This is a genomic window from Brevundimonas sp. (genome assembly GCF_032107865.1).
Classification (GTDB): Bacteria; Pseudomonadota; Alphaproteobacteria; order Caulobacterales; family Caulobacteraceae; genus Brevundimonas.
Map to the genome: position 1 here is coordinate 3642 of NZ_DAMCNG010000019.1, position 22195 is coordinate 25836.

The window sequence follows — 22195 nt, forward strand, 5'->3', positions numbered from 1 at the left end:
CCGCGGCACGACCGAGTTCGCCGCCGCCCTGGCCCAGACCGTGCCGTCGCTGACCTTCCAGCGCCCCTCGGCCAACGACGGCACGGACTCGATCCGTCCCGCGACCCTGCGCGGCCTGTCGCCGGACCAGACCCTGGTGCTGGTCAACGGCACGCGCCGTCACGCTTCGGCCCTGGTCAACGTCAACGGCACGGTCGGGCGCGGCTCGGCCGCCGTCGATCTGAACGCCATCCCCAGCGGCGCCCTGGACCGGGTCGAGGTGCTGCGCGACGGCGCCTCGGCGCAATACGGCTCAGACGCCATCGCCGGGGTCGTCAACCTGCGCCTCAAGGAAGCCCGCGAGGGCGGCGGCGCCAGCGTCACCTACGGCCAGTACTTCACCAATGTGGAGACCGCGCGCGGCAAGCGGGACGAGCAGGACGGCCGCGCCGTCACCGTCTCGGCCTGGCAGGGCTTCGGCCTGGGTTCTGACGGCTTCCTGACCCTGTCGGCGGAATATTCCGACCGCGACCCGACCAACCGTTCGGATTACGACCCGCGCGCCGCCGCCAACGGCGCGATCACCGCCCGCTTCGGCGATCCCAAGGTCGAGCAGTGGAGCGTCTTCGCCAATGCGGGCAAGCCGCTGAACGCCGACTGGGAGGCCTATGGCTGGGCCGGCTATCAGGAGCGCGACAGCTCCTCCGCCGCCTTCCCGCGCCTGTCGAACAACCCCAACAACGTGCCGTCCATCTATCCGAACGGCTTCCTGCCCAAGATCGCCATCAACTCCCAGGACGTTTCCGCCGCCGGCGGCGTGCGCGGGACGCTGGCCGGATGGGACGCGGACTTCAGCCTGGTCTATGGCCGCAACGCCCTGGAATTCCGCACCGAGGATTCACTGAACGCCACCTATGGCGCCGCCTCCCCGACCAGCTTCGATTCCGGCGGTCTGACCTATGACCAACTGGTCTTCGGCGCCGACTTCACCCGCCAGTTCGAGATCGGCCTGGACGGCGGTCCGCTGAACTTCGCCTGGGGTCTGGAGGCCCGCAAGGAGAACTACAAGATCGACGCCGGTCAGCCGGAATCGTGGAACCGCGGCCCGCTGGGCTCGAACACCGCCCTGGCCGGCGGCGCCCAGGGCTTCCCCGGCTTCCAGCCCTCGAACGCAGTCGATGAAGACCGCGACGCCGTCGCCCTGTACGCCGACGTCGAAATCCCGCTGACCGAGAAGCTGACGGTCGAAGGCGCACTGCGCGTCGAGGACTATTCGGACTTCGGCGACGCCCAGACGGGCAAGTTCGCCGCCCGCTACGACTTCACCCCCAACTTCGCCCTGCGCGGCTCGGTGTCGACCGGCTTCCGCGCCCCGTCGCTGCAGCAGAGCTTCTTCACCTCGACCTCCTCGGTCGTCCAGAACGGCGGCTTCGTCGAAACCGGCACCTTCCCCGCCACCAGCGAGGTCGCCTCGGTTCTGGGCGCCCGCCCGCTGAAGGCCGAAACTTCGACCAACTACACCCTGGGCGCCGTGATCCGCCTGGGGAATTTCGACCTGACCATCGACGCCTATCGCATCGAGATCGAGAACCAGATCGTCCTGTCGGAGCTGATCAACAGCAGCTTCTCGCCTCAGGTCGCCGGCCTGCTGGACCCGCTGGGCGTCCAGGCCGCGCGCTTCTTCCTCAACGGGGTGTCGACCGAGACCGAAGGCGTCGACATCGTCGGCCGCTATCGCCTGCGCACCGAGACGGCGGGCGCCTGGGACTTCACCGTCGCCGCCAACGTCAACGATGTCAGCGTGACCAAGATCCCGACCTCCTCCTCGGTGCTGAATCCGGTCCCGACCCTGTTCGCGCGCCAGCGCATCCTGACGATCGAGGAAGGCACCCCGGACACCAAGGTCGCGGCCTCGGCCGACTGGAGCCAGGGCCGTTGGGGCGCCACGGCGCGGGCGACCTACTACGCCAGCGTGCTGCAGCCCGGCTCGACGTCCGCCAACGACTATTCGACCGGCGACAAGACCACCATCGACCTGGAAGGCCGCTTCCAGATCACCGACCGGGTCGGCCTGGCCATCGGCGTCGACAACGTCTTCGACGAGTATCCGGACTTCGTGCCCGCCAACCTGAACAACAACGGCGTGCTGGGCTTCCCCTACTACTCGCCGTTCGGGTTCAACGGCCGCTACGGCTACGCTCGACTGAACGTGAAGTGGTGATCGGCTTGGAGCGCGCGCATCGGGGCTTCCTCCCTGTCCTTTGAGTGCGCCTCCCTCGTCAGACGCGGCGGCCCGCGGGGAGCCGCCGCGTCTGACGAAAACTTAATGTGACACAACGTTCGCCGGTCATGGTTCGGTCGTGAACCGCACGCTAGGCTTCACCGTCTCGAGGGAGGGAAAGCCCATGAAAGCCGCCACGTTCGCCGCCGTCGCCGCCCTGGCGCTGTCCGCCCTGCCCAGCGCGGCTGCCGCCATGACGGTTCAGGAGTTCCTGACCTCCGCCAACCGCATCCCTCGCAATCCCACGGCGCTGCTGCGGTCGGACACGCGGCGGCTGATGAATGAGATGAACGGAGCCTTCAGGGCGGTGCGCGACGATCAGGCCGCCGCCAAGACCGCAGGCCGACGCTCCGCGACCTGCATCCCCGAAGGAACCAAGATCAGCCTGTCGCCCGAGATAATCCTGAACCGGTTCAACGCCATCCCAGCCCATCGGCGCAACATCAGCGTCAATCAGGCCGTCCGCGAATGGATGGCCGAGGACTATCCCTGCCCCGCCTGATCGCCGCCTGAGACTTGAACCGCCGCGCGAGCGGGCGCATCTGTCCCGCATGTCGCGTTCCGCTCACATCCTATTCGCCGCGTCGCTAGGCGCCCTGACTCTGTTCGCCTCTGCGCCTCTGCGCCTCTGGCCCAGGCTCAGTCGTCCGACATGACCGTCCAGCAGTTTCTGACGATCGGCCATGACATCCCGCGCAACCGCGCCGTGGCCATGATGCGTCCCGACACCCGCCGCCTGATCCGCGTCGTCACCGGCGCCGTCAGCACGGTCAAGGCTGAACAGGCTTCGGCCGTCTCGGCGGGCCGCACGCCTGCGCACTGCATCCCCGCCTCCGGCACCGGCATCACGCCCGAGGCCCTGGTCGCACGCTTCGAGACCATGCCGGAATCGCGTCGCCGCATCACCGTGACCCAGGCCGTGCGCGACTGGATGGCCGAGCGCTACCCCTGCCGGGCCTGACGACCTCCTACTGATCCGACAGCGGTTTTCCGGCCCGTCCACAGGCGTCGGCGACTGTCCACGACCACGACCCCGCCCGCGTCTGACGTAGGGCGCGCCTATGCGTATTGATGATGTCGATGAACGCCTTCGCCCCGATGCCCTATGATTCCGCCAACGATACCGTGCAGGTGTCGTCCATGCCCCATAACCTGGAGGCGGAGCAGGCCCTTCTGGGTTCGCTGATGTTCGACAACGCCGTGTTCGAGCGCCTGTCGGATCGACTGCGCGGCAGCCATTTCTACGAGCCCTTCCACCAGCGCCTGTTCGACGCGATCGAGGACCACATCCGTCAGGGCCTGCTGGCCGAGCCCACCATCCTGATGGAGCGCTTCAAGCAGGATCCGGCGTTCCAGGAATTCGGCGGCCTGCGCTACCTCGCGGACCTGGTGGACCGGGCGCCGCCCGCCGCCAACGCCCCGGACTACGCCCGCGTCGTCTATGATCTGGCCCTGCGCCGCGACCTGATCCGCATCGGCGGCGAGATCATCAAGGAGGCGCCCAACCCCGAGACGCCTGCCGACGAACAGATCGAACAGGCCGAACAGACGCTCTATTCACTGGCCGAGACGGGCAAGCCGTCGTCGGGCTTCGTCAGCTTCTCCCACGCCCTGTCCGGCGCGGTCGAGATGGCGGGCGAGGCCTATCAGCGCGAGGGCAAGCTGGCCGGCCTGGCCACCCGTCTGGACGATCTGGACCAGAAACTGGGCGGCCTGCACCCGTCGGACCTTCTGATCCTGGCGGGTCGTCCGTCGATGGGTAAGACGGCGCTGGCCACCAACATCGCCTTCAACGTCGCGCGCAACTATCGCTGGGAGCCGACGCCGGAGGGCGGGCGCAAGACCGTCGACGGCGGCGTCGTCGCCTTCTACTCGCTGGAAATGAGCGCCGAACAGCTGGCCATGCGTATCCTGGCCGATGCGTCCGGCGTGTCCTCGGACAAGCTGCGTAAGGGCGAGATCGACGCCTCGGACTTCGGCAAGATCCGCGACGCGGCCATCGAGATCGGCGAAAGCCCCCTCTACATCGACGCCACCGGCGGCCTGTCCATCTCCAAGCTGGCGGCGCGCGCGCGACGCCTGAAGCGGATGGAGAACGGTCTGGACCTGATCGTGGTCGACTACCTCCAGCTCGTGACGACCGGCGACAACAGCCAAAAGAACCGGGTGCAGGAAGTGTCCGAGATCACCGGCGGACTGAAGGCGCTGGCCAAGGAACTGAACGTCCCAATCATCGCCCTGTCGCAGTTGTCGCGTCAGGTCGAGCAGCGCGAGGACAAGCGGCCCCAGTTGTCCGACCTGCGTGAATCCGGCTCGATCGAGCAGGACGCCGACTGCGTCATGTTCGTCTATCGCGAAAGCTACTACCTAGGCCGCGCCGAGCCGCGCGAAGGCACCGAAGAACACTTGAAGTGGCAGGAAGACATGGACCGCCTGCAGCACCAGGCCGAAGTCGTCATCGGCAAGCAGCGTCACGGCCCCATCGGCATCGTCAAGCTGGCGTTCGATTCCAACACCACCCGCTTCGGCAATCTGGCGAACGACGGCCGCTACGGCAGCGCCTATGCGGATATTCCGGAGTAAGCGCTCCTTCTCTGCCGTCATCGTCGGGCTTGACCCGACGATCCAGCGTCGCCGACGCCAGACGCATCCCCGCCCCGCTTGCTGGATGCTCGGATCAAGTCCGAGCATGACGGCGATGAAGGGACCGGATGGTCGCGCAGAGACTGGCGCAGCCTGACCAGCGGCCTATAACCGTCGCCATGACCTCCCCCGTCCTCGCTCCCGCCGTCCTCAACGTCGATCTGGACGCGCTCGCCAGCAACTATCGCACCCTCGGCGCCGTCAGCGGCGCGCCGGTCAATCCGGTCGTGAAGGCCGACGGCTACGGCCTGGGCGCCGCCGCCGTGACCAAGCGGCTGATGGCCGAGGGCGCGCGTACCTTCTTCGTCGCCCGCGCGGCCGAGGGCGTGCGTCTGCGCGAGGCGATCGGGCCTGAACCGATCATCTATATTCTGGACGGCTGCCACGGCGGCTCTCAAGGCGACGGGGCCGCCATGCTCAAGGCGTCCAACCTGCGACCCGTCATCAACCACCCGATCCAGCTTCAGACCTGGCAGGCGTCGGGCGGCGGGGCCTGCGGGCTTCAGATCGACACCGGCATGAACCGGCTGGGCTTCCGCGTCGAGGACGCGCCCGAACCGTTCGAAGGTCTCGAACTGGTGATGACCCACCTGGCCTGCGCTGATGAGCCGTCGAACCCGCTGAACCGCGCCCAGCGCGACGCCTATGCGGCGGCGGTCCAGCGCTATCCAGGCGTGACGCGCTCCTTCGCCAACTCGGGCGGCTGCTTCCTGGGACCGGACTTCGCCTTCGACGTGGTGCGGCCGGGCATCTGCCTCTACGGCGGCGGCCCGGAAGGCCGTCCCCATGACAAGATCGCGCCCGTCGCCAGCCTGATCGCCCAGGCGGTGCAGGTGCGCGACGTGCCTGCAGGCGAAACCGTCGGCTATTCGCAAGGGTATAAGGCGGATCGGCCGATGCGCGTGGCGACCGTTGGAGCGGGCTACGCCGACGGCGTGCTGCGCAGCTACAGCCCCAAGGGGCAGGTCTTCATCGCGGACGAGATGCGTCCGATCATCGGCCGGGTGTCGATGGACGTGCTGGCGGTCGATGTGACCGGCCTGGACGTGAAGGCGGGCGATCCGATGGAGATCTTCGGCGCCAACCGCCTGATCGACGACGCGGCGGCGGCGGCGGGGACCATCAGCTATGAACTGCTGACCTCGATCACGCCGCGCGTACCGCGCGTCTATCAGGGCTGAATAGCAAAGGGCTGAGGCGCAAGGCCCCAGCCCTTTTTCTTCAAACTTAGCTCAGGGCGAACGCCGTCGCGCCCGCGCCGACAATGACGAAGCTGGCGATCACCGCGCCGACAATGGCGAAGACGATGGCGTTCAGGATGATGGCCGCGACCACGACGACGATGGTGTAGCCCAGCGCCTTGTCGGCGGCGGTCTTCATCAGCGTCGGCAGGCCCAGGTACATCAGATAGAAGCCGTACAGACCAAGCAGGCCCGCCAGCCAGGCCAGCATCGGCAGAACGTTCAACACGCCCGCCACCCAGGCGGCGGTCATGGAATAAACGGCGACCTGCATCGCCTTCACCGGGTTCTTGGTCCCGCCGAAAGTCGGGGCCAGGGCGTCGATGATCAGGCCCAGCACATAGACGCTGACCAGGCTAAGCACATAGCTGAGCGCACCGCCCAGCAGCGGGCCGACCAGGCCGCGATGACCAAAGGCGATCTGGCCCACGATGGTCGCCACCGCCGGAATGGCCGCCAGGATGACGGCGTAGCTGGTGAACAGCCCCTTGATGCTGGCGCTTTCGGCGTCGATCACCGGCCATTCGAACTTGGGCCGTGTCAGGATGTATTTGGCCCGCGAGACGAGCGAGGGGTCGACGGCGGGGGGATTTTCAAGGGTCATTCGTTAGCCTTCTGGGCGGTTGAATCGGATCACGGCCTTATCATGTCAGAATGACGGCTGTGTGGATGCCGACGCAACCCCGCAGTCTCCCTATGACAGTTTCGGACGCAGGGCGTTCCAAGCCGCCTGCCCTCGCCCGCCTGATCTGCTAGGTCTGACATATGGCGCGCGACTCTCTTCTCTTCGTCTGCAAATCCTGCGGGGCGGTTCATTCCAAATGGGCCGGGCAGTGCTCGGCCTGCGGCGAGTGGAACGCCCTGGTCGAGGAATCCAAGGCGGCCCCGCCGGGCGCCATGAAGCCCGCCTCGACCGCGCGCGGCCGCGGGGTGCAGTTCGAGACGTTGCAGTCCGACACGCCCGAGCCGCCGCGTATCGTCACCGGCGTGACCGAGTTCGACCGCGTCTGCGGCGGCGGCGTGGTGCCGGGATCGGCCATCCTGCTGGGCGGCGACCCCGGCGTCGGCAAGTCGACCCTGCTGCTAGAGGTCACGGCCAAGGCGGCCCGCAATGGCGCCAAGGTCGCCTATATCTCGGGCGAAGAGGCGATCGAGCAGATTCGCGCCCGCGCCAAACGCATGGGCGTGGCCGATGCCGATGTGTCGCTGGCCTCCGCCACCGCCCTGCGCGACATCCTGACGACGCTGAAGCGCGACCCGTTCGACATCGTCATCATCGACTCCATCCAGACGCTGTGGAGCGACGCGCACGACGCCGGACCGGGCTCCATCACCCAGGTGCGCGCCTGCGCCGCCGAGCTGGTGCGGCTGGCCAAGAACGGCGGCCCGGCCATCGTTCTGGTCGGCCACGTCACCAAGGACGGCCAGATCGCCGGGCCCCGCGTGGTCGAACACATGGTCGACGCCGTCCTCAGCTTCGAGGGCGAGCGCGGCTATCCCTTCCGCATCCTGCGCGCGGGCAAGAACCGTTTCGGCGCCACCGACGAGATCGGCGTGTTCGAGATGGGCGATTCCGGCCTGCGCGAAGTGCCCAACCCCTCGGCCTTGTTCCTGGGCGAGGGCAAGGACCGGGCGCCCGGCGCCGCCGTCTTCGCCGGGATCGAGGGATCGCGTCCGGTTCTGGTGGAAATTCAGGCTCTTGTCGCGCCTTCTGCATACGGAACGCCAAGACGCGCCGTCGTCGGCTGGGACTCCGGCCGTCTCGCCATGCTGCTGGCGGTTCTGGAGGCTCGCTGCGGCCTCGGGTTCGGCGACAAGGACGTCTATCTGAACGTCGCGGGCGGGATGCGGATCAACGAACCCGCCGCCGATCTGGCCGCCGCCGCCGCCCTGATCTCATCGGCCCTGGATATGCCCCTGCCGCAGGGCTGCGTCGTCTTCGGCGAGATCGGCCTGTCAGGTGAGGTCCGCGCCGTCGGCCGCGCCGAGGCCCGTCTGCGCGAGGCCAAGAAGCTGGGCTTCGAGCGCGCCCTCGCGCCGCCACAAGCCAATGGCAAGGTGAAGAAGGGCGATGTCGCCCTGACCGTCGTCACCCGCCTGACCGACGCGGTCGAGCGAATCTCCCAGAACCGCTACTAAGCGCGTTCCCATCCCTTGAGGCCGCAGCGCGCGTGACCGGCTACGACGTCTTCGTGATCCTGGCCCTGCTGGCCTCGGGCGCCGCCGGATGGTTCCGGGGCGGCATGCGCGAGCTCACGGCCCTGTTCAGCTTCCTGCTGGCGGCGCTGCTGGCGCTGATCACCCTGCCGTGGACGGCGCCGATCGGGCGCGATCTGGTCGATCCGGACTGGGCGGGCTCTGTGCTGGCAGTGGGGCTGGTCTTCGTCATCCTCTATTTCGGCCTGCGTTTCCTCGGCTCGGCCATTTCCCAGGGCGCGCGCGGCCATGCGCTGGGCGTGCTGGACCAGACGCTGGGCCTTGCTGTCGGCCTGGTCCGCGCCCTGGGCCTGATCGGCGCGGTGCACCTGATCATCATGGGCGCCATGCAGGACAACCCGCCGCGCTGGTTGTCCGAAGCCGCCACCGCCCCGGTCAGCGAAGGCGCCGCGCGCGCCATCCAGATCGTGCTGCCCACGCTTGGAAAGGGCGCCGACGCCCTGACTCCCGTCGTCGGTTCTTCCGTTCGCGAAGGGTTTTCCGACCAATGAGGCTTGCCCCGGACGCTCGGGCGGCTTACGTGCGCGGCGCCGCCCTTTGAGTTATCCTTCCCCGGTCATCGGAGCCTGACGATGCGCCACCATATCGCCGAACCCGTCGTTCACCGTGAGCATTGGCGTGAGCCGGAAGACGATCAGCTGCGCCTCGAATGCGGCGTCTGCGGCGTCTGGGGCGCGCCCGAGAACGAGGCGTCCTCCATCGTCGCCCTGGGCCTGCACGCCCTGCAGCATCGCGGCCAGGAAGCCTGCGGCATCGCCAGCGTCCACGACGACCGCTTCTACACCGAACGGCATCAGGGCCTTGTCGGCGACGCCTTCGGCAACGCCGAACTGACGAAGCGCCTGCCGGGTCAGGCCTCCATCGGCCACACCCGCTACTCCACCGCCGGCGGCAGCTTCCTGCGCAACATCCAGCCGATGTTCGCCGATCTGGACCAGGGCGGCATCGCCATCGCCCACAACGGCAATCTGACCAATTTCAAATACTTGCACGCGCAACTTGTCTCAGAAGGCGCGATCTTCCAGTCGACCTCGGACTCCGAGGCCATCCTTCACCTGATCGCCCGCAGCCGTAAGGCCAAGATCGTCGACCGCTTCATCGACGCCCTGAGCCGGATCGAGGGCGGCTACGCCCTGGTGGCCCAGACCCGCTACAAGATGATCGGCGCGCGCGACCCGTTGGGCATCCGCCCCCTGGTGCTGGGCAAGGTCGGCGAAGCCTGGGTGCTGGCGTCCGAGACCTGCGCCCTCGACACCATCGGCGCCACCTTCGTGCGCGATGTCGAACACGGCGAGGTCGTGGTCATCGACGAGGAAGGCCTGACCTCGATCAAGCCCTTCGCCGCACGCGCCGCTCGCCCCTGCCTGTTCGAATACGTCTACTTCGCCCGCCCCGATTCCGTCGTGAACGGCCTGTCGGTCTATGACGTCCGCAAGGAAATGGGCCGTCGCCTGGCGCGCGAGCACACGGTCGAGGCCGACATCGTCGTGCCGGTGCCCGACTCGGGCGTCCCCGCCGCCCTCGGCTACGCCCAGGAAAGCGGCCTGCCCTATGAAATGGGCATCATCCGCAGCCACTACCTCGGCCGCACCTTTATCCAGCCCAGCCAGGGCGCCCGTCAAAAGGGCGTGCGGATGAAGCACAGCCCCAACCGCGCCGCGCTGGAAGGCAAGCGCGTCGTGCTGATCGACGATTCCATCGTGCGCGGCACCACCTCGCTGAAGCTGGTCCGCGCTGTGCGCGCGGCAGGCGCCAAGGAGGTGCACCTGCGCTCGGCCAGCCCGCAGATCCTCTTCCCCGACTTCTACGGCATCGACATGCCCGAGCGGTCGCAGCTGATGGCCGCCACCCACAGCATGGAAGAAATGCGCGCGGTGCTGGAGGTCGATTCCCTCGGCTTCCTGTCCATCGACGGCCTCTATGACGCCCTGGGCGCCGGACCGCGCAACGCCGCCAACCCGCAGTACACCGACCACTACTTCACCGGCGACTATCCGACCCGCCTGCTGGACCGTGAGATCGAGGAAGGCGGCCGCGATCCGCGCGGGAAGCAACTTTCTCTGCTGGTGACCGCTTAAGGCTGGATGATCCAGCTCGGCTACTTCACGCTCGACACCCCTGACGTCGACAAGGCCCGCGCCTTCTACGCGGGCCTGTTCGGCTGGCGCTTCGACGAAGCCTCGTCCAGCCCGACCTACGCCCATGTCACCGGGTCCGATCCCGCCTTCGGCCTCACCAAGGGCGAACAGAAGACCTTCCCCAACCTCTACTTCCGCGTGGACGACATCCACGCCGCCTGCGCCCGCGTGACCGAGTTGGGCGGCCGCGCAGCCGTGCCCGCCGAAAGCCCGTCCGGCCTGTCCGTCGTGGTCAGCGATGACCAGGGCGTCAGCTTCAGCCTGTGGCAGGCCGCGCCGGGCTACTGAGCCTTTCGCCGGACGCCCGGTCGCGCTATCAGCGGCCCCATGTCCGAACACGCTTCCCTCCCCCTCGCCAACCGTGTCGCCCTGGTCGTCGGTGCTTCGCGCGGCATCGGCCGTGAATCCGCCCTGGCCTTGGCCAAGGCCGGCGCGCACGTCATCGCCGCCGCGCGCACCCAGGGCGCCCTCGAGGAGCTGGACGACGAAATCTTCGCCGCCACCGGCCAACACGCCAGTCTGGTCCCGTTCGACCTCGTGGACGGCGGCGCCATCGATCGCCTGGGCGGCGCCCTGTTCCAACGCTACGGCAAGCTGGACATCTGGGTGCAGGCGGCCGCCACCATGGGCCCGTCAGGCCTGACCCCGGTCGCCCACGCCGAACCGCGCGAGTTCGCCAAGGTCGAGAAGATCAACTTCACCGGCGTCTATCGCCTGATTCGTTCGCTGGAGCCGCTGCTGCGCGCCTCCGACGCCGGACGCGCCATCCATCTGACCACCAGCGTCGCCGCCCAGCCGCGCGCCTTCTGGGGCATGTACGCCGCGACCAAGGCCGGCGCCGAGGCCCTGGTCAAATGCTGGGCCGACGAGATCGAGAGCACGCCGGTCCGCGCCTGCATCGTCGATCCGGGCCGGATGCAGACGCAGTTGCGCGCCCAGGCGTTTCCGGGTGAAGATCCCAGCGTTCTTCCGCATCCTTCGGAGATCGGTCCCCTGATCGTCGAACTGTCCCGCCCTGATCTCACTCCGCCCCTGACGGTCAGCTTCAAGGAATGGAAGCAAGGCCTGTCGGCGGACGCCCTGGTCTGACCTGCGCGTGGTCGAGGGGCTGGATCCGGGCGCACGGTCGCTAGCGAACCCGGCGGCGAAACGCCCCTCGCTTCCACTTGTGCGCGCCGCCCCCCTGGCCGACATCGTCGCTGTCGTCGCTTCGGTCGGGCTGATCCTCACCTACGTCGGTTTCTGGAGCGCGCCGCTGACCGGCTACGGCGCAAGGTCCGCGGACTTCCTGCGCAACTTCTACTACCCGGCCTATCTGCTGGCGCTGATCCTGGTCTGCCTGCGGCCTGAACGCGCGCTCAAAGGGCTGATACGATCGCCGCTTCTGATCGCGCTCCTGCTGCTGACGGCGGCGACCTACTTCTGGTCGATCATGCCGGAGCTAACCGCACGGCGCATACCCGCCCTGGCCTTCACCACCCTGGCGGGCGTCGCGCTGGCCTCGCGGTGGAGCTGGCGCAGCCTGACGGAAATCATCGCCGGAACCCTGGCGGTCCTGGCGATCCTGTCTTTCCTTGTCGGAGCGCTGCTGCCTCAGATGGGGCGGATGGACGAAATCTTCCCCGGCGCCTGGCGCGGCCTGTGGCTGGAGAAGAACTCCATGGGCAACGTCATGGTCAAGACGACCGTCTTCCTGCTGGCGGCCGGCGTGATGGCTCCCGAGCGGCGCAAGCTGTGGTTAGGTCTCGCCGTTGTCCCGGTCATGCTGATCCTGCTGTCGACGTCGAAGACCGCCCTGGTCGTCCTGGTCTTGTCACTGGCGTCCATGGGCTTCGTCGCCGTGGTCAAGTCTGGACCGCTACGTGCGGTCGTCGCCACCTGGCTCGCCGTCGTCTTCGTCATCGGCGCAGGTCTGCTGATCGCGATGGAAACCGACACCTTCTTCGCCCTGCTCGGCAAGGACGCCACCCTGACCGGACGAACCGAAATCTGGTCAGGCATCATGCAGCAGATGGCCGAGCACCCCTGGAAAGGCTTCGGCTACGGCGCCGTATGGGACGACCCCAGCATCACCGGCCCCAAGGCCTGGATCGGCTATCAGGCGCACTTCATGCCCGCCGATGCGCACAGCGGCTGGTTGGAGCTGTACATCGCCCTGGGCCTGGGCGGCGTCATCCTGTTCGCCCTGTTCCTGACCCAGATCTGGGCGCAGTCCCTGTGGGCGGCCTACACCAGCCCCGGCGGCTGGCTGGCCCTGCCGCTGATCGCGTCTTTCACAGTGACGATGCTGACCGAGAGCATCGCCATGAACTGGCATGAATTGCGTTGGGTGATCGTCGTGGCGCTAGCGCTGAAGCTGGCGTTGGGGGACGAACCGACAGCCCCATCCCGGCCGCGTCTCAAGAGAGGCGCAACCGGGCAGGTCTGATGTGAATCAGCGCTTGGCGCCGCCCTTCTGGCCCGTACGGACACGGCCCGAACGCGACACCTGACGAGCGCCGCCGCGTGCGCCCTTGCCGATGAAAGCGTTGGAGCCCGCCTTCTTGGACGCGCTGGCCTTCAGGCCGCCCAGAGGCTTCACCTTGGGCTTGATGCCGGCCTTGGCCTTCTGCTCCAGCGCCTTGCCGGGCAGATTAGACAGCTTCTCGGCCTTCTCGGCCTTGATCACCCGGCGCGGGGCGGTCTTGGCGTCGCCCTTGAAGCGTTCCGGCCCCGACTTGGCGCCGCCATCCGCATAAGGGTTGGCCGAGCCCGACTTGACGTTCAGACGGATCGGCGTGCCCGGCAGGTCGAAGCTCTCGCGCAGCGAGTTGACCAGATAGCGCTTGTAGTGCTCCGGCATCGCCTCGGCGCGGCTGGCCATCAGCACGAACGTCGGAGGGCGCGCCTTGGTCTGGGCCATGTATTTCGGCTTGATGCGCTTGCCGTCCACGGCGGGCGGCGGGTGTCTCTGGGTCGCCAGGGACAGCCAGTCGTTCAGATCCTTGGTCTTCACCTTGACCGACCAGGTGTCATAGGCCTGAAGCACGGCGGGCATCAGACGCTCGACGCCGCGCCCGTTGAACGACGACAGGGCCACGAAGGGCGAGCCGCGCAGTTGCGGCAGCTTGTCGTCAGCCAGGCGCTTCAGTTCGGCCAGACGCGCCTGAGGCTCTTCTTCCAGATCCCATTTGGACGCGACATAGATCAGCGCCCGGCCTTCCCGCTCGACCAGATCGGCCAGTTGCAGGTCTTGGGTGTCGAAGGCGTCGTCCTTGTCCATCATCATGATCACCACCTCGGCGAAGGTGATGGCGCGGATGGTGTCGGCGACCGACAGCTTTTCCAGCTTTTCCTGAACGCGCGCCTTGCGGCGCATCCCGGCGGTGTCGACCAGGCGGATGTTCTTGCCTTCATAGACCCAGTCCACCGAGATGGAGTCGCGGGTGATGCCGGCTTCCGGGCCGGTCAACAGGCGGTCATCGCCGATCAGGCGGTTGATCAGGGTGGACTTGCCCGCATTCGGGCGGCCGATGACCGCGATGCGGATCGGCTTTTCCGGCTCGTCGATCTCTTCGATGAAGATGTCTTCCGACGCGGCTACGAGGGCCTGATACAGGTCGGCCATGCCCTCGCCGTGCTCGGCCGAGATCGGCACCGGCTCGCCGAAGCCCAGGCCGTGCGCCTCGCCCACGCCGCCGCCGCTCTCACGGCTCTCGGACTTGTTGGCCAGCAGGACGATGGGCTTGTGCACCTTGCGCAGGCGATCGGCGAAGATACGGTCCAGCGACGTCACGCCTTCGCGCGCGTCCATCATGAACATGATCAGGTCCGCGTCCTCGATCGCCGCCTCGGTCTGCTCGCGCATCCGGGCTTCCAGGCTTTCGTCGGTGACGTCCTCATACCCTGCGGTGTCGATCAGGGTCAGATCCATATCGCCGATCACGCCGTCGGCGTAGCGGCGGTCACGGGTCACGCCGGGGCGATCATCGACCAGCGCAAGGCGCTTGCCGACGAGGCGATTGAACAGTGTCGACTTGCCCACATTGGGGCGGCCGACGATGGCGACCTTCAGAGCCATGTCGGCCTTCTAGCTTAAATCAGTGAAAAGGTCAGCGGATGCTGACCAGTTGGCCCTTGTCGGTCAGGACATAAAGGGCGCCGTTATAGGCGGCCGGGGCGATATAGGCGGCCGAACCCAGCTTCAGGCTGCCGGTCTGGGCGCCGGTCTTCGGATCGAAGGCCACGGCCTCGCCGTCCGAGTTGACCAGGACCAGACGGTTCGACGCCAGGATCGGGCCCGACCAGGTCGGACGCACGGTGCGCTTGCCGAAGCCCAGGAAGCCGCCTTCCTTGCGGACGCGGCCGTCATTCAGGTCGCGCGACCAATAGACCTGGCCCGTCTCACGGTTGACCACGGTCAGTTCGCCCGCCTGGGACACGACATAGACCACGTCGCCGACCGGCAAGGGCTGATTCACCCCGACGATGGGCAGAGACCATTTCGGCTGGCCGCTGCGCAGGTCCATCACCTGCATCACGCCCGACTGGCTGATGGCGTAGACCTGACCGCGGCTGACGACCGGGCGACCGGCGATGTCGCGCAGTTCCGACAGGGCGCTGGTGCGGCTGGTGCGCGACAGAACCTGCTCCCACACCGGCTGGCCGTTGGTCGCCTGCAGGGCCACGATCTGCCCCGAGGAGAAGGGCGCCACCACCGTGCCGCCGCTGACCGCCGGGCTGGATGCGCGCATGATGCGGGCCGGCTCGGTGATGCCGCGATACGACCAGTCCTGCTGGCCGTTGGCCACGTTGAAGGCCATCAGTTGGTTGTCGACGTCGACGACATAGACCCGCTGGCCCGCCACCGTCGGCGCGCCGTGGATCGGCAGGTCGACCGGCGTGCGCCACAGCTCGGTGCCCGTATTGGCGTCGAAGGCCGTCATGACGCGATAGCCGGACGAGACGAAGACCTTGCCGCCGCTGACGGCCACGCCGCCGCCGAAGCCGCCGCCGCCCGAACGTCCGCCCAGGCCCACGCCCAGGAAGCGACGGCCGCGATCAGCTTCCTCGACCTTGACGCTGGCCTTCCACAGGACAGCGCCGGTGCCGGCGTCCACGGCGGTCACGCCCGCTTCGCCGTCCAGCACGAAGAGCTTGCCGTCCTCGGCCACCACCGGGGACATGACCTGGCGATCATTCGCCGAGCCGACGCCGATGTCGCGGCGCCAGGCGACAGTGAACTCAGGCGCGGCGATCACATGCTCGACCGCGTTCTCGGCGTTGCCGCCGGGCTGGCTCCAGGCGGTGACCGCCTGCGGACCCGGCAGGACCGCCGAAGGCGCGAGCTGCTGCTCGAACTCCAGGATGGAGACACGCTGCCCCTCGGTCGCCGTCGCAACCGGCTCCTTGTCTCCGCCCAGGCCGAACGGCAGGGCGTTGCGGACCGTGCCGCACGACGCGACGGTCAGGGCCAGACCGCTCAACAGGGCGACTTTAAGGGTTTTGGTCATTGGTTGGCGTCCCGAGGGAGTCAAATCAGGGAGCAGGCGTCGAGGCCGGCGCTTGAGCCGGGGCCGCAGCCTCGGCCGGAGCCGTCTGGCCCGGAGCCGGCGTCGGCAGCGCAGCGGCGGCCTTGACGATGGCGGCCAGGTTGGCGGCCGTACCGGTGTCGACCGCCTGAACGGCGGCCTGGGCGCGCTGGCGCACCGGGTCCGGCACGTCCTGACCGAGTTGCAGTTGCACGAAGGTCTGACGTGCCTCGGCGGTCTTGCCATGCTGCAGCTGGGCCATGGCCAGGGCTTCCTGGGCGAAGGCCTGCATCGGGCGCTTGTCGCCGGTCAGCGGCTCCAGACGCTTCTGCACGTCTTCCAGCGAGGCCGTGTCCATGACCAGGAAGACCGCCTTCAGGGCGGCGATATCGGACAGAATCGGATCCTTGGCGGCCTTGGCGGCTTCATCCAGCAGGGCCACGGCGTCAGCCGTCTTGTTCTCGGCCTGGGCCAGGCCCGCCTGCTGCATCAGAGCCAGGGCCTTATAGCCGCCGCCGGCCTTGGCCGACTCGGCGAAGGCGGTCTTGGCTTCAGCGGGCTTGCCCGCCTGCAGCGCCTGAACACCCTGCTCATAGGCTGTTGAGGCCTTGTCGGCCTGCGAACTCACATAGGACTGCCAGCCCCACCAGGCCAGCGCAGCGACCAGGGCGACCGCCAGCAGACCGCCCAGAATGGGCAGCCACGTACGGGCCATACGCTTATAGCGCTCGGAGCGAAGCTCCTCCTCGACCTGCTCGAAGACATCAACCACGAAACGTCGCCCCAAAAATGCAGCCAAGGCCGATCATAAAAACGCCGCGACCCTAGAGGTTCGGCGTCACGGCCGCAACGCAGGCGTTGGGCGCGAAACGGCTTTTTCCAGCCCTAAGCCGGGACTGGGGCGGGAAAACGGCGCTCAGATCTGTTGCGACAGCTTCACCACGCCCGCCGCCAGCAGGGCGACCAGCACCCCGGCCGCGGCCCAGAACATCTGCATCCCGCCCATGGAGCCCATGGCGCTAAGGGCCGCATCCCCCAGCCCGCTCCTTTCCAGCAGGGCCTGAACCGCCAGTCCGCCCTGCATCCCAGCCTGGGAGCCGGCCGAATCAAGCCCGCCCCCGCCCGCCTGGGCGGTGAAGCCGTCCGGCCCCAGATGTAAGTTGACGCCCAGCAGTTCACGCACCGCGATCAGCCCGCCGATCAGCCCCGCCGCCGACAGGGCGATGGACCGCACGCGCGAGGCCTTGTTCAGCCGCGCGGCCACGTCCGCTTCAAAGAAGACCGAATCGGGGAAGTTCGGGGCCTGAGCGAACAGGCGCTCGATCATGGGATCGAATTCGTCAGCCGACATGGGATGCGCTCCCGATTGCAACCGGCCCCGGCTGGAGCCGGGCCCGAAGTTTATCCAGACCACGCTTGACATGAGATTTCACCGTTCCAAGCGGCAAATTCATGGCCGCGGCGATTTCCGGGTGCGACAGCCCCGCGCCATGACACAGGGAGACGCACAGGCGTTCGACCTCGCTGAGCCCCTTCAAGGCCTCGTCCAGATCGACGCGGCCGATGCTGTCGACGGCGGGCGCGACGTTTTCCGTTTCGCTTTCCGCCACATAGCGCGCCTCCTTCGAGATGCGCTTCAAGTACATGCGGGCGGCGATACGCTTGATCCAGGCGGCGAAGGTGCCCTCGCCCCGGAACTCGGCGCATTTCTCGAACGCCAGAAGAAAGGCGTCCTGGGCCACATCGTCGGCCAGGGCCGGCTGGGCGCCCATGCGGCGCAGCAGGCCCCGCACCGCCGAGCCGTGCCGACGGACCAGCTCGCCGAACTCTCGGCGGCCGCCGCCGGCCGCAAGCCCGGCCAGCTCGACGTCGTGCAGATCACGTAAGGCTTGGGCCATGACGGCTTCCCTGCTCCGGCCCGCCTCAGCCTTTGTTCTTGTTGAAGAAGCTCAGGATGATGAAGGCCAAGCCGATCATACCTGGGATCGCGGCGCCCCCGACGATGGGATAGAAGGCGTCAAAGTCGGCGAAGCTGACGGCATAGCCCAGCAAGGCGATGCCGATTGCGACCGACAGCAGGATCACCCCCGCCCGCAGATCGCGCGCCGCCGTTGCGACCGGCTTCGCATTATCCTTGCTGATGGCTTCGATCACTTCCGGCGGCAGGGACTGCCCCTTCTCGATCGAGGCTCGCAGCGTAGCCTGCATCTCGCGCCGTTCGCGGCTCTTGAGCCACGTCGGCACAAGAACGATGCCTGCGATCATTGCAAAGAACGCCAGCGGAATGAGGACTTCATCCATGAGTTTGACCCCTGTTCGGCCGAGCCTGATGCGGCGGCCTTCTGATCACAAGAGGCGGCGATGATCGCCTATGGATGCAGTTGCGCGCATGAACTCTTCGTAATGCGTCACCACAGCGTGACTCGACACGCCCGAAGCGGCGTTCAACGGTGCCGCCGAACCCTTCGGAGACGCGCATGAACATCACCTATCGTATCGTCCAGCACGACGGCGGCTGGGCCTACAAGCTCGGCGACAGCTATTCCGAGACCTTCCCCAACCATGCGACGGCGCTGGCGGCGGCCACGGCTGCGGCGCGCGAGCAGCGCGTGCCGGACCGCACCTCCTGGATCGAATATGAAGACGCCGCGGGCCAGTGGGTCACCGAACGCGCCGACGGCCACGACCGCCCGACCACCGCCGTCGAGGACTAAGCCTCAGCCCTCCAGGGCGGCGGCGTACACGTCGGGCTTGAAACCCAACAGCGTCCGCCCGTCGCCCAGATCCAGCACCGGCCGCTTGATCATCGACGGCTGGGCCAGCATCAGGTCCACCGCCTTGGCCGCATCAATGTCGGCCTTGTCGGCGTCCGACAGCTTGCGGAAGGTCGTGCCCGCCCGGTTCAGCACCTTCTCCCAACCATGCTCGGCGACCCAGCGCTCCACATCTGCGCGATCCGCGCCGGCGGCCTTGTAGTCATGAAAATCATAGGCCACGCTGTTCTGATCCAGCCAGACGCGCGCCTTCTTCATCGTGTCGCAGGCCTTGATGCCATACAGGGTGCGGGTCATGGGCGAACTCCAAGCGTGACGAACAGCCGGGGTCTGGCATCGAAGCACGGAGGGGTCAATTTGGAGCGTCGGAAAGGTCGGCTTTCGACCCTTTGCAGACGTTCATTGGGAAACATCCGGCATACGCAGCTTCAGCCAGTCGAGCCGAGCCTGTTGCAACAGGATCGCCAGCTCGATCCGTTCGCGCTCCACGGCGTCCAGGTCTGTCAGTCTGGCCCTTAACTCTTCGATTTCCTTCTCGATGTGGCATAGCAAGGCGTCGAAGGCGGCGCGGCGTGTCGAAGCGGGCAAGGCGCTCCACATGCCCGCGCGCAGGCGGAAGGGATCCAGCCCCACGCTCGCGGCCCGTGCGGGATCGCAGATCCAGTTGTTCAGACGCATCTCCCCCTCCGCCGTCAGGCTCAGCAGGCTGGTCTTGCGGCCCGCGTCCGTTTTCTCGGAACGGATCAGCCCCGACGCGGTCAGCCTGGCGATAGCGGGATAGACGGCGCCTGCGCTGCCGCTCCACTCCAGCGACGGCGAGACCTGAAAGGCCTTGCGCACCTGGAATGCGGTCGACCGGCCACGATGGTGGACCTCCGACAGGATGGCGCCTTCCAGCTCGGTGAGGGAGTCTTGCCGATTGTTCATTTGACCTCGCGCGCTTCAATAGTCCTAATCGTACTATTAGTCATTTTTTCCAGGACGCCTCCCATGCCCCGCTCTCGTCGCCGCGCCGTCGCCGCCTTGTCTTTCGCCCTGGCCTGCGGCGTCGCCCCAGTCGCCACGGCCCAGGCGCCCGCCGCCCCCGCCATTCCGACCTTCCCCTTGTTCAGCACCCATAACCGCAGCATCGTAGTCGCCCGCTTCGGCGACGCCGTCCCCGTGCCCCTGGTGTTCGACACCGGGACCAACGGCAATATCGTCGACATCGCCTACGCCGAACAGATCGGCCTGCCCGAGGTCGGCCCGTCCAGGTCGGTAGACGGGGCCACGGGCCGACCCATTCCCGGCTTCACCACCCGGATCACCGACCTGAAGGTCGCCGGGGTGGCGATCGCGGACGGTCCGGCCACCGTCATAGACTACAAGGCGCGGGATTCGGTGGGGATTATCGGTCCGAACAGCTTTCCCGGCCGCCTGACGGAGATCGACTTCGCCCACGGCCGTATCCGCATCCTGCCCGACACCGCCGAGAACCGACCCTCGACGCCCCCGGTTCCTCACCTGGGCGACCTGCCGGCCGTGATGGTGGCGCTGCCCGGCGTCGAGATTTCCGCCCTGGTGGACACCGGAAACGACTCGCCGCTCACCCTGCCGCTGTCGATGGCCGAGCGCCTGCCGCTGAAAACGCCGCCGGTACGGTTCGGCACCACCTATTCCGCCGGGGGACAGCAGGCCGCCTATCAGGCCCAGGTCGTGGGCGAAGTCCGGATCGGCTCGGTCGTCCTTCAGTCCCCGATGGTCGTCTTCAACGAGGGCGGACACCCCAATGTCGGCATGCCGGTGCTGAAGCAGATGCGCGTTCTGGTCGATCACACCGGCCAACGCACATGGCTGGAACCGCTGGCCTGACGGTAACAAAAGAACCGCTGACGTTGATCTCCATGGCGTCCTGCGGGAATTCCGCATGAGCTTGTATGAGGGAACGGAAGTCCGCTTCCGTTCCCGCCGCCCTCACCCCTCCGCTGCGGGCAGTTCCAGCACGACCTTCAGGCCGCCCATGCTGCTGTCGGCCAAGGTGACGCGGCCGCCGTAGGCGCGGGTCAGTTCGTCGACGATCGACAGACCCAGGCCTGTGCCCGGCGTGTCCTCGTCCATGCGCGTGCCGCGTTTCAAGGCCGTATCGCGCTGGTCGGCGGGCAGGCCGGGGCCATCGTCCTCGACCACGGCGATCATCTGGCCCGGCGTTGACGGCCCGGCCGAGATGCGGACGCGGCGCTTGCACCATTTGGCGGCGTTCTCGATCAGATTGCCGAAGATCTCCTGCAGATCCTGGCGCTCGCCCAGGAAGGCCAGGTCGTCGGGGGCGCGCCAGTCGATCTCGACGCCCTTGGTCTCAAACACCCGCTCCAGCATGACGGCCATCTCGTCCAGCACCTCGGCCACGGCGGTGCGCTCGCCCAGGCCGTGGGCGGCGCGGGCGGCGGCGCGGGCGCGGCGCAGGTGGTGGTCGACCTGGTCCTGCATCACCTTGGTCTGACGGCGGATCAGGTCCGGCAACGGCCCCTCGCGCGCTCCCGCCTCGGCCAGCATCACGGCCAGAGGGGTCTTCAGGGCGTGGGCCAGGTTGCCGACGTGGGTGCGCTGACGCTCCACCGTCTCTTGGTTGTGGGCCAGCAGGCGGTTGACCTGTTCGGCCAGGGGCTGGATCTCGACCGGATAGACGCCCTCGACCCGATGCGACCGACCCTGGCGCACGTCGGAAATCTCGTCGCCCAGATCATAGAGCGGGCGCAGGCCCACCTGCACCTGGATGAAGACCGCCGTCACCAGTCCCGCCCCCAGCAGCAGCATGGCGATCCAGGTGACGGTGGCGAACTGGCGGGTGTCGGCGTCGACGTCCGAACGGTCGATCCCGGCGAAGAAGATCACCGGCCGGTCGCGGCCGGGAAGCTGCTTCATGCTGGCGGCGATGCGCAGGGGCTCGCCCTTGGGGCCGTCCTCGGCGTTGTAGCTGATGGTCTGGCCGAAGGCGGAGCGCAGGCGGTTGGTCAGATCGGGACCATGCTCCAGCTCCGCCTCGCCCAGTGAGGCCGAGTGCGCCAGCACCTGCATCCCGCCTGTCGGCGTCGGCTCGGCCACCATCCAGTATTTGCCGGACAGCAGGCGCTGGGTGCGAGCGTCCTGAATCTCGCCGATGAAGACTTCGCCTTCGGGCGTGATGGTGGCGGCCACCACCGCCTCATCGATGGTGTCGCCCAGGATGTTGCCCAGGCGGCGCAGGGCGGATTCCTGAAACACGGCGGTCAGCACTAGGGCCGCCGCCGCCAGGGCGATCAGGATCCACGCGGCCGCCAACCAGATCAGCCGCCGCGTCAGCGAACGGCCGGGCCGACCGAACCAGCGGCCCCACTGGCGCCGGTCGGGCGGAGCCTGGCCCATGGACGGGTCGGTCATGCGGCGCTCAGGCCGC

General features: G+C 67.6%; 23 protein-coding genes. 13 read left to right on the forward strand and 10 right to left on the reverse strand.

Annotation, left to right across the window (positions count from 1 at the left end; all coding sequences use genetic code 11):
- From RT567_RS03360 to alr, 5 genes are all read left to right on the forward strand, one after another.
- On the forward strand, positions 1–2200 hold a 2200-nt coding region (locus RT567_RS03360), incomplete at its 5' end, for a TonB-dependent receptor (RefSeq protein ID WP_313574276.1).
- Positions 2201–2384: 184 nt separating this feature from the next.
- A complete protein-coding gene (locus RT567_RS03365; protein ID WP_313574278.1) occupies positions 2385–2762 on the forward strand; it encodes a hypothetical protein in 378 nt (125 codons plus the stop codon).
- A gap of 150 nt (positions 2763–2912) precedes the next feature.
- Positions 2913–3221, forward strand: coding sequence for a hypothetical protein (locus RT567_RS03370; RefSeq protein WP_313574279.1), 309 nt, complete (start codon positions 2913–2915; stop codon positions 3219–3221).
- A gap of 119 nt (positions 3222–3340) precedes the next feature.
- A complete protein-coding gene (locus tag RT567_RS03375) occupies positions 3341–4843 on the forward strand; it encodes a replicative DNA helicase (RefSeq protein ID WP_313574281.1) in 1503 nt (500 codons plus the stop codon).
- Positions 4844–5022: 179 nt separating this feature from the next.
- Positions 5023–6084, forward strand: a complete 1062-nt coding sequence (gene alr, locus RT567_RS03380; protein ID WP_313574282.1) for an alanine racemase — start codon at positions 5023–5025, stop codon at positions 6082–6084.
- A gap of 46 nt (positions 6085–6130) precedes the next feature.
- On the opposite strand, the gene RT567_RS03385 is transcribed toward alr, so the two are convergent.
- Positions 6131–6748: a Yip1 family protein gene (locus RT567_RS03385; RefSeq protein ID WP_087139225.1), complete on the reverse strand. Its 618-nt coding sequence runs from the start codon at positions 6746–6748 to the stop codon at positions 6131–6133.
- A 161-nt stretch (positions 6749–6909) separates the two neighbouring features.
- Between RT567_RS03385 and radA the strand changes: the two genes are divergently transcribed.
- The 6 genes from radA to RT567_RS03415 all read left to right on the forward strand — a co-directional run bounded on the left by radA (position 6910) and on the right by RT567_RS03415 (position 12927).
- Positions 6910–8283 carry a DNA repair protein RadA gene (gene radA, locus RT567_RS03390; RefSeq protein WP_313574284.1) on the forward strand — a complete coding sequence of 458 codons (1374 nt, stop codon included), beginning with the start codon at positions 6910–6912 and terminating at the stop codon, positions 8281–8283.
- Positions 8284–8315: 32 nt separating this feature from the next.
- A complete protein-coding gene (locus RT567_RS03395) occupies positions 8316–8852 on the forward strand; it encodes a CvpA family protein (RefSeq protein WP_313574285.1) in 537 nt (178 codons plus the stop codon).
- A gap of 81 nt (positions 8853–8933) precedes the next feature.
- Positions 8934–10439 carry an amidophosphoribosyltransferase gene (purF, locus tag RT567_RS03400; protein ID WP_313574287.1) on the forward strand — a complete coding sequence of 502 codons (1506 nt, stop codon included), beginning with the start codon at positions 8934–8936 and terminating at the stop codon, positions 10437–10439.
- 6 nt (positions 10440–10445) lie between these two features.
- Complete coding sequence (locus tag RT567_RS03405) at positions 10446–10787, forward strand: VOC family protein (RefSeq protein WP_313574289.1); 342 nt, start codon at positions 10446–10448, stop codon at positions 10785–10787.
- A 39-nt stretch (positions 10788–10826) separates the two neighbouring features.
- Positions 10827–11588, forward strand: a complete 762-nt coding sequence (locus RT567_RS03410) for an SDR family NAD(P)-dependent oxidoreductase (protein WP_313574291.1) — start codon at positions 10827–10829, stop codon at positions 11586–11588.
- Between the two features lie 79 nt (positions 11589–11667).
- On the forward strand, positions 11668–12927 hold the full coding sequence (locus tag RT567_RS03415) for an O-antigen ligase family protein (RefSeq protein WP_313574293.1): 1260 nt from the start codon (positions 11668–11670) through the stop codon (positions 12925–12927).
- Between the two features lie 6 nt (positions 12928–12933).
- Here RT567_RS03415 and der read toward each other — a convergent pair whose 3' ends face one another.
- The 6 genes from der to RT567_RS03445 form a co-directional block, all read right to left on the reverse strand.
- Complete coding sequence (gene der, locus RT567_RS03420; protein ID WP_313574295.1) at positions 12934–14559, reverse strand: ribosome biogenesis GTPase Der; 1626 nt, start codon at positions 14557–14559, stop codon at positions 12934–12936.
- A gap of 31 nt (positions 14560–14590) precedes the next feature.
- Entirely contained in the window at positions 14591–15991 is a 1401-nt protein-coding gene (locus RT567_RS03425; protein ID WP_313574297.1) for a PQQ-binding-like beta-propeller repeat protein, read from the reverse strand.
- Between the two features lie 25 nt (positions 15992–16016).
- Complete coding sequence (locus tag RT567_RS03430) at positions 16017–16808, reverse strand: tetratricopeptide repeat protein (protein ID WP_313574299.1); 792 nt, start codon at positions 16806–16808, stop codon at positions 16017–16019.
- Between the two features lie 117 nt (positions 16809–16925).
- Entirely contained in the window at positions 16926–17360 is a 435-nt protein-coding gene (locus RT567_RS03435) for a hypothetical protein (RefSeq protein WP_313574300.1), read from the reverse strand.
- Entirely contained in the window at positions 17350–17907 is a 558-nt protein-coding gene (locus RT567_RS03440) for an RNA polymerase sigma factor (protein WP_128720270.1), read from the reverse strand. Before RT567_RS03440 ends, RT567_RS03435 begins: the two co-directional genes overlap by 11 nt.
- 25 nt (positions 17908–17932) lie before the next feature.
- Positions 17933–18310, reverse strand: coding sequence for a DUF6249 domain-containing protein (locus RT567_RS03445; RefSeq protein WP_313574302.1), 378 nt, complete (start codon positions 18308–18310; stop codon positions 17933–17935).
- 176 nt (positions 18311–18486) lie between these two features.
- Here RT567_RS03445 and RT567_RS03450 point away from each other — a divergent pair, with 176 nt between their 5' ends.
- Complete coding sequence (locus RT567_RS03450) at positions 18487–18723, forward strand: DUF2188 domain-containing protein (RefSeq protein WP_313574303.1); 237 nt, start codon at positions 18487–18489, stop codon at positions 18721–18723.
- A gap of 3 nt (positions 18724–18726) precedes the next feature.
- On the opposite strand, the gene RT567_RS03455 is transcribed toward RT567_RS03450, so the two are convergent.
- Together RT567_RS03455 and RT567_RS03460 are read right to left on the reverse strand one after the other, a co-directional pair.
- Entirely contained in the window at positions 18727–19080 is a 354-nt protein-coding gene (locus RT567_RS03455) for an ArsC family reductase (RefSeq protein WP_313574305.1), read from the reverse strand.
- 102 nt (positions 19081–19182) lie between these two features.
- Entirely contained in the window at positions 19183–19710 is a 528-nt protein-coding gene (locus RT567_RS03460) for a helix-turn-helix transcriptional regulator (protein WP_313574307.1), read from the reverse strand.
- Positions 19711–19773: 63 nt separating this feature from the next.
- Here RT567_RS03460 and RT567_RS03465 point away from each other — a divergent pair, with 63 nt between their 5' ends.
- Positions 19774–20634: an aspartyl protease family protein gene (locus RT567_RS03465; protein ID WP_313574309.1), complete on the forward strand. Its 861-nt coding sequence runs from the start codon at positions 19774–19776 to the stop codon at positions 20632–20634.
- Between the two features lie 102 nt (positions 20635–20736).
- On the opposite strand, the gene RT567_RS03470 is transcribed toward RT567_RS03465, so the two are convergent.
- On the reverse strand, positions 20737–22179 hold the full coding sequence (locus tag RT567_RS03470; RefSeq protein WP_409516135.1) for a sensor histidine kinase: 1443 nt from the start codon (positions 22177–22179) through the stop codon (positions 20737–20739).
- Positions 22180–22195: the final 16 nt, after the last annotated feature.

Excerpts from the sequence above, each read along its gene's own strand:
- RT567_RS03365 (WP_313574278.1), top strand. The coding sequence starts at position 2,385 with ATGAAAGCCGCCACGTTCGCCGCCGTCGCCGCCCTGGCGCTGTCCGCC.
- RT567_RS03370 (WP_313574279.1), top strand. The coding sequence starts at position 2,913 with ATGACCGTCCAGCAGTTTCTGACGATCGGCCATGACATCCCGCGCAAC.
- RT567_RS03375 (WP_313574281.1), top strand. The coding sequence starts at position 3,341 with ATGAACGCCTTCGCCCCGATGCCCTATGATTCCGCCAACGATACCGTG.
- alr (WP_313574282.1), top strand. The coding sequence starts at position 5,023 with ATGACCTCCCCCGTCCTCGCTCCCGCCGTCCTCAACGTCGATCTGGAC.
- RT567_RS03385 (WP_087139225.1), bottom strand. The coding sequence starts at position 6,748 with ATGACCCTTGAAAATCCCCCCGCCGTCGACCCCTCGCTCGTCTCGCGG.
- radA (WP_313574284.1), top strand. The coding sequence starts at position 6,910 with ATGGCGCGCGACTCTCTTCTCTTCGTCTGCAAATCCTGCGGGGCGGTT.
- purF (WP_313574287.1), top strand. The coding sequence starts at position 8,934 with ATGCGCCACCATATCGCCGAACCCGTCGTTCACCGTGAGCATTGGCGT.
- RT567_RS03405 (WP_313574289.1), top strand. The coding sequence starts at position 10,446 with ATGATCCAGCTCGGCTACTTCACGCTCGACACCCCTGACGTCGACAAG.
- RT567_RS03410 (WP_313574291.1), top strand. The coding sequence starts at position 10,827 with ATGTCCGAACACGCTTCCCTCCCCCTCGCCAACCGTGTCGCCCTGGTC.
- der (WP_313574295.1), bottom strand. The coding sequence starts at position 14,559 with ATGGCTCTGAAGGTCGCCATCGTCGGCCGCCCCAATGTGGGCAAGTCG.
- RT567_RS03425 (WP_313574297.1), bottom strand. The coding sequence starts at position 15,991 with ATGACCAAAACCCTTAAAGTCGCCCTGTTGAGCGGTCTGGCCCTGACC.
- RT567_RS03435 (WP_313574300.1), bottom strand. The coding sequence starts at position 17,360 with ATGTCGGCTGACGAATTCGATCCCATGATCGAGCGCCTGTTCGCTCAG.
- RT567_RS03440 (WP_128720270.1), bottom strand. The coding sequence starts at position 17,907 with ATGGCCCAAGCCTTACGTGATCTGCACGACGTCGAGCTGGCCGGGCTT.
- RT567_RS03445 (WP_313574302.1), bottom strand. The coding sequence starts at position 18,310 with ATGGATGAAGTCCTCATTCCGCTGGCGTTCTTTGCAATGATCGCAGGC.
- RT567_RS03450 (WP_313574303.1), top strand. The coding sequence starts at position 18,487 with ATGAACATCACCTATCGTATCGTCCAGCACGACGGCGGCTGGGCCTAC.
- RT567_RS03455 (WP_313574305.1), bottom strand. The coding sequence starts at position 19,080 with ATGACCCGCACCCTGTATGGCATCAAGGCCTGCGACACGATGAAGAAG.
- RT567_RS03460 (WP_313574307.1), bottom strand. The coding sequence starts at position 19,710 with ATGAACAATCGGCAAGACTCCCTCACCGAGCTGGAAGGCGCCATCCTG.
- RT567_RS03465 (WP_313574309.1), top strand. The coding sequence starts at position 19,774 with ATGCCCCGCTCTCGTCGCCGCGCCGTCGCCGCCTTGTCTTTCGCCCTG.
- RT567_RS03470 (WP_409516135.1), bottom strand. The coding sequence starts at position 22,179 with ATGACCGACCCGTCCATGGGCCAGGCTCCGCCCGACCGGCGCCAGTGG.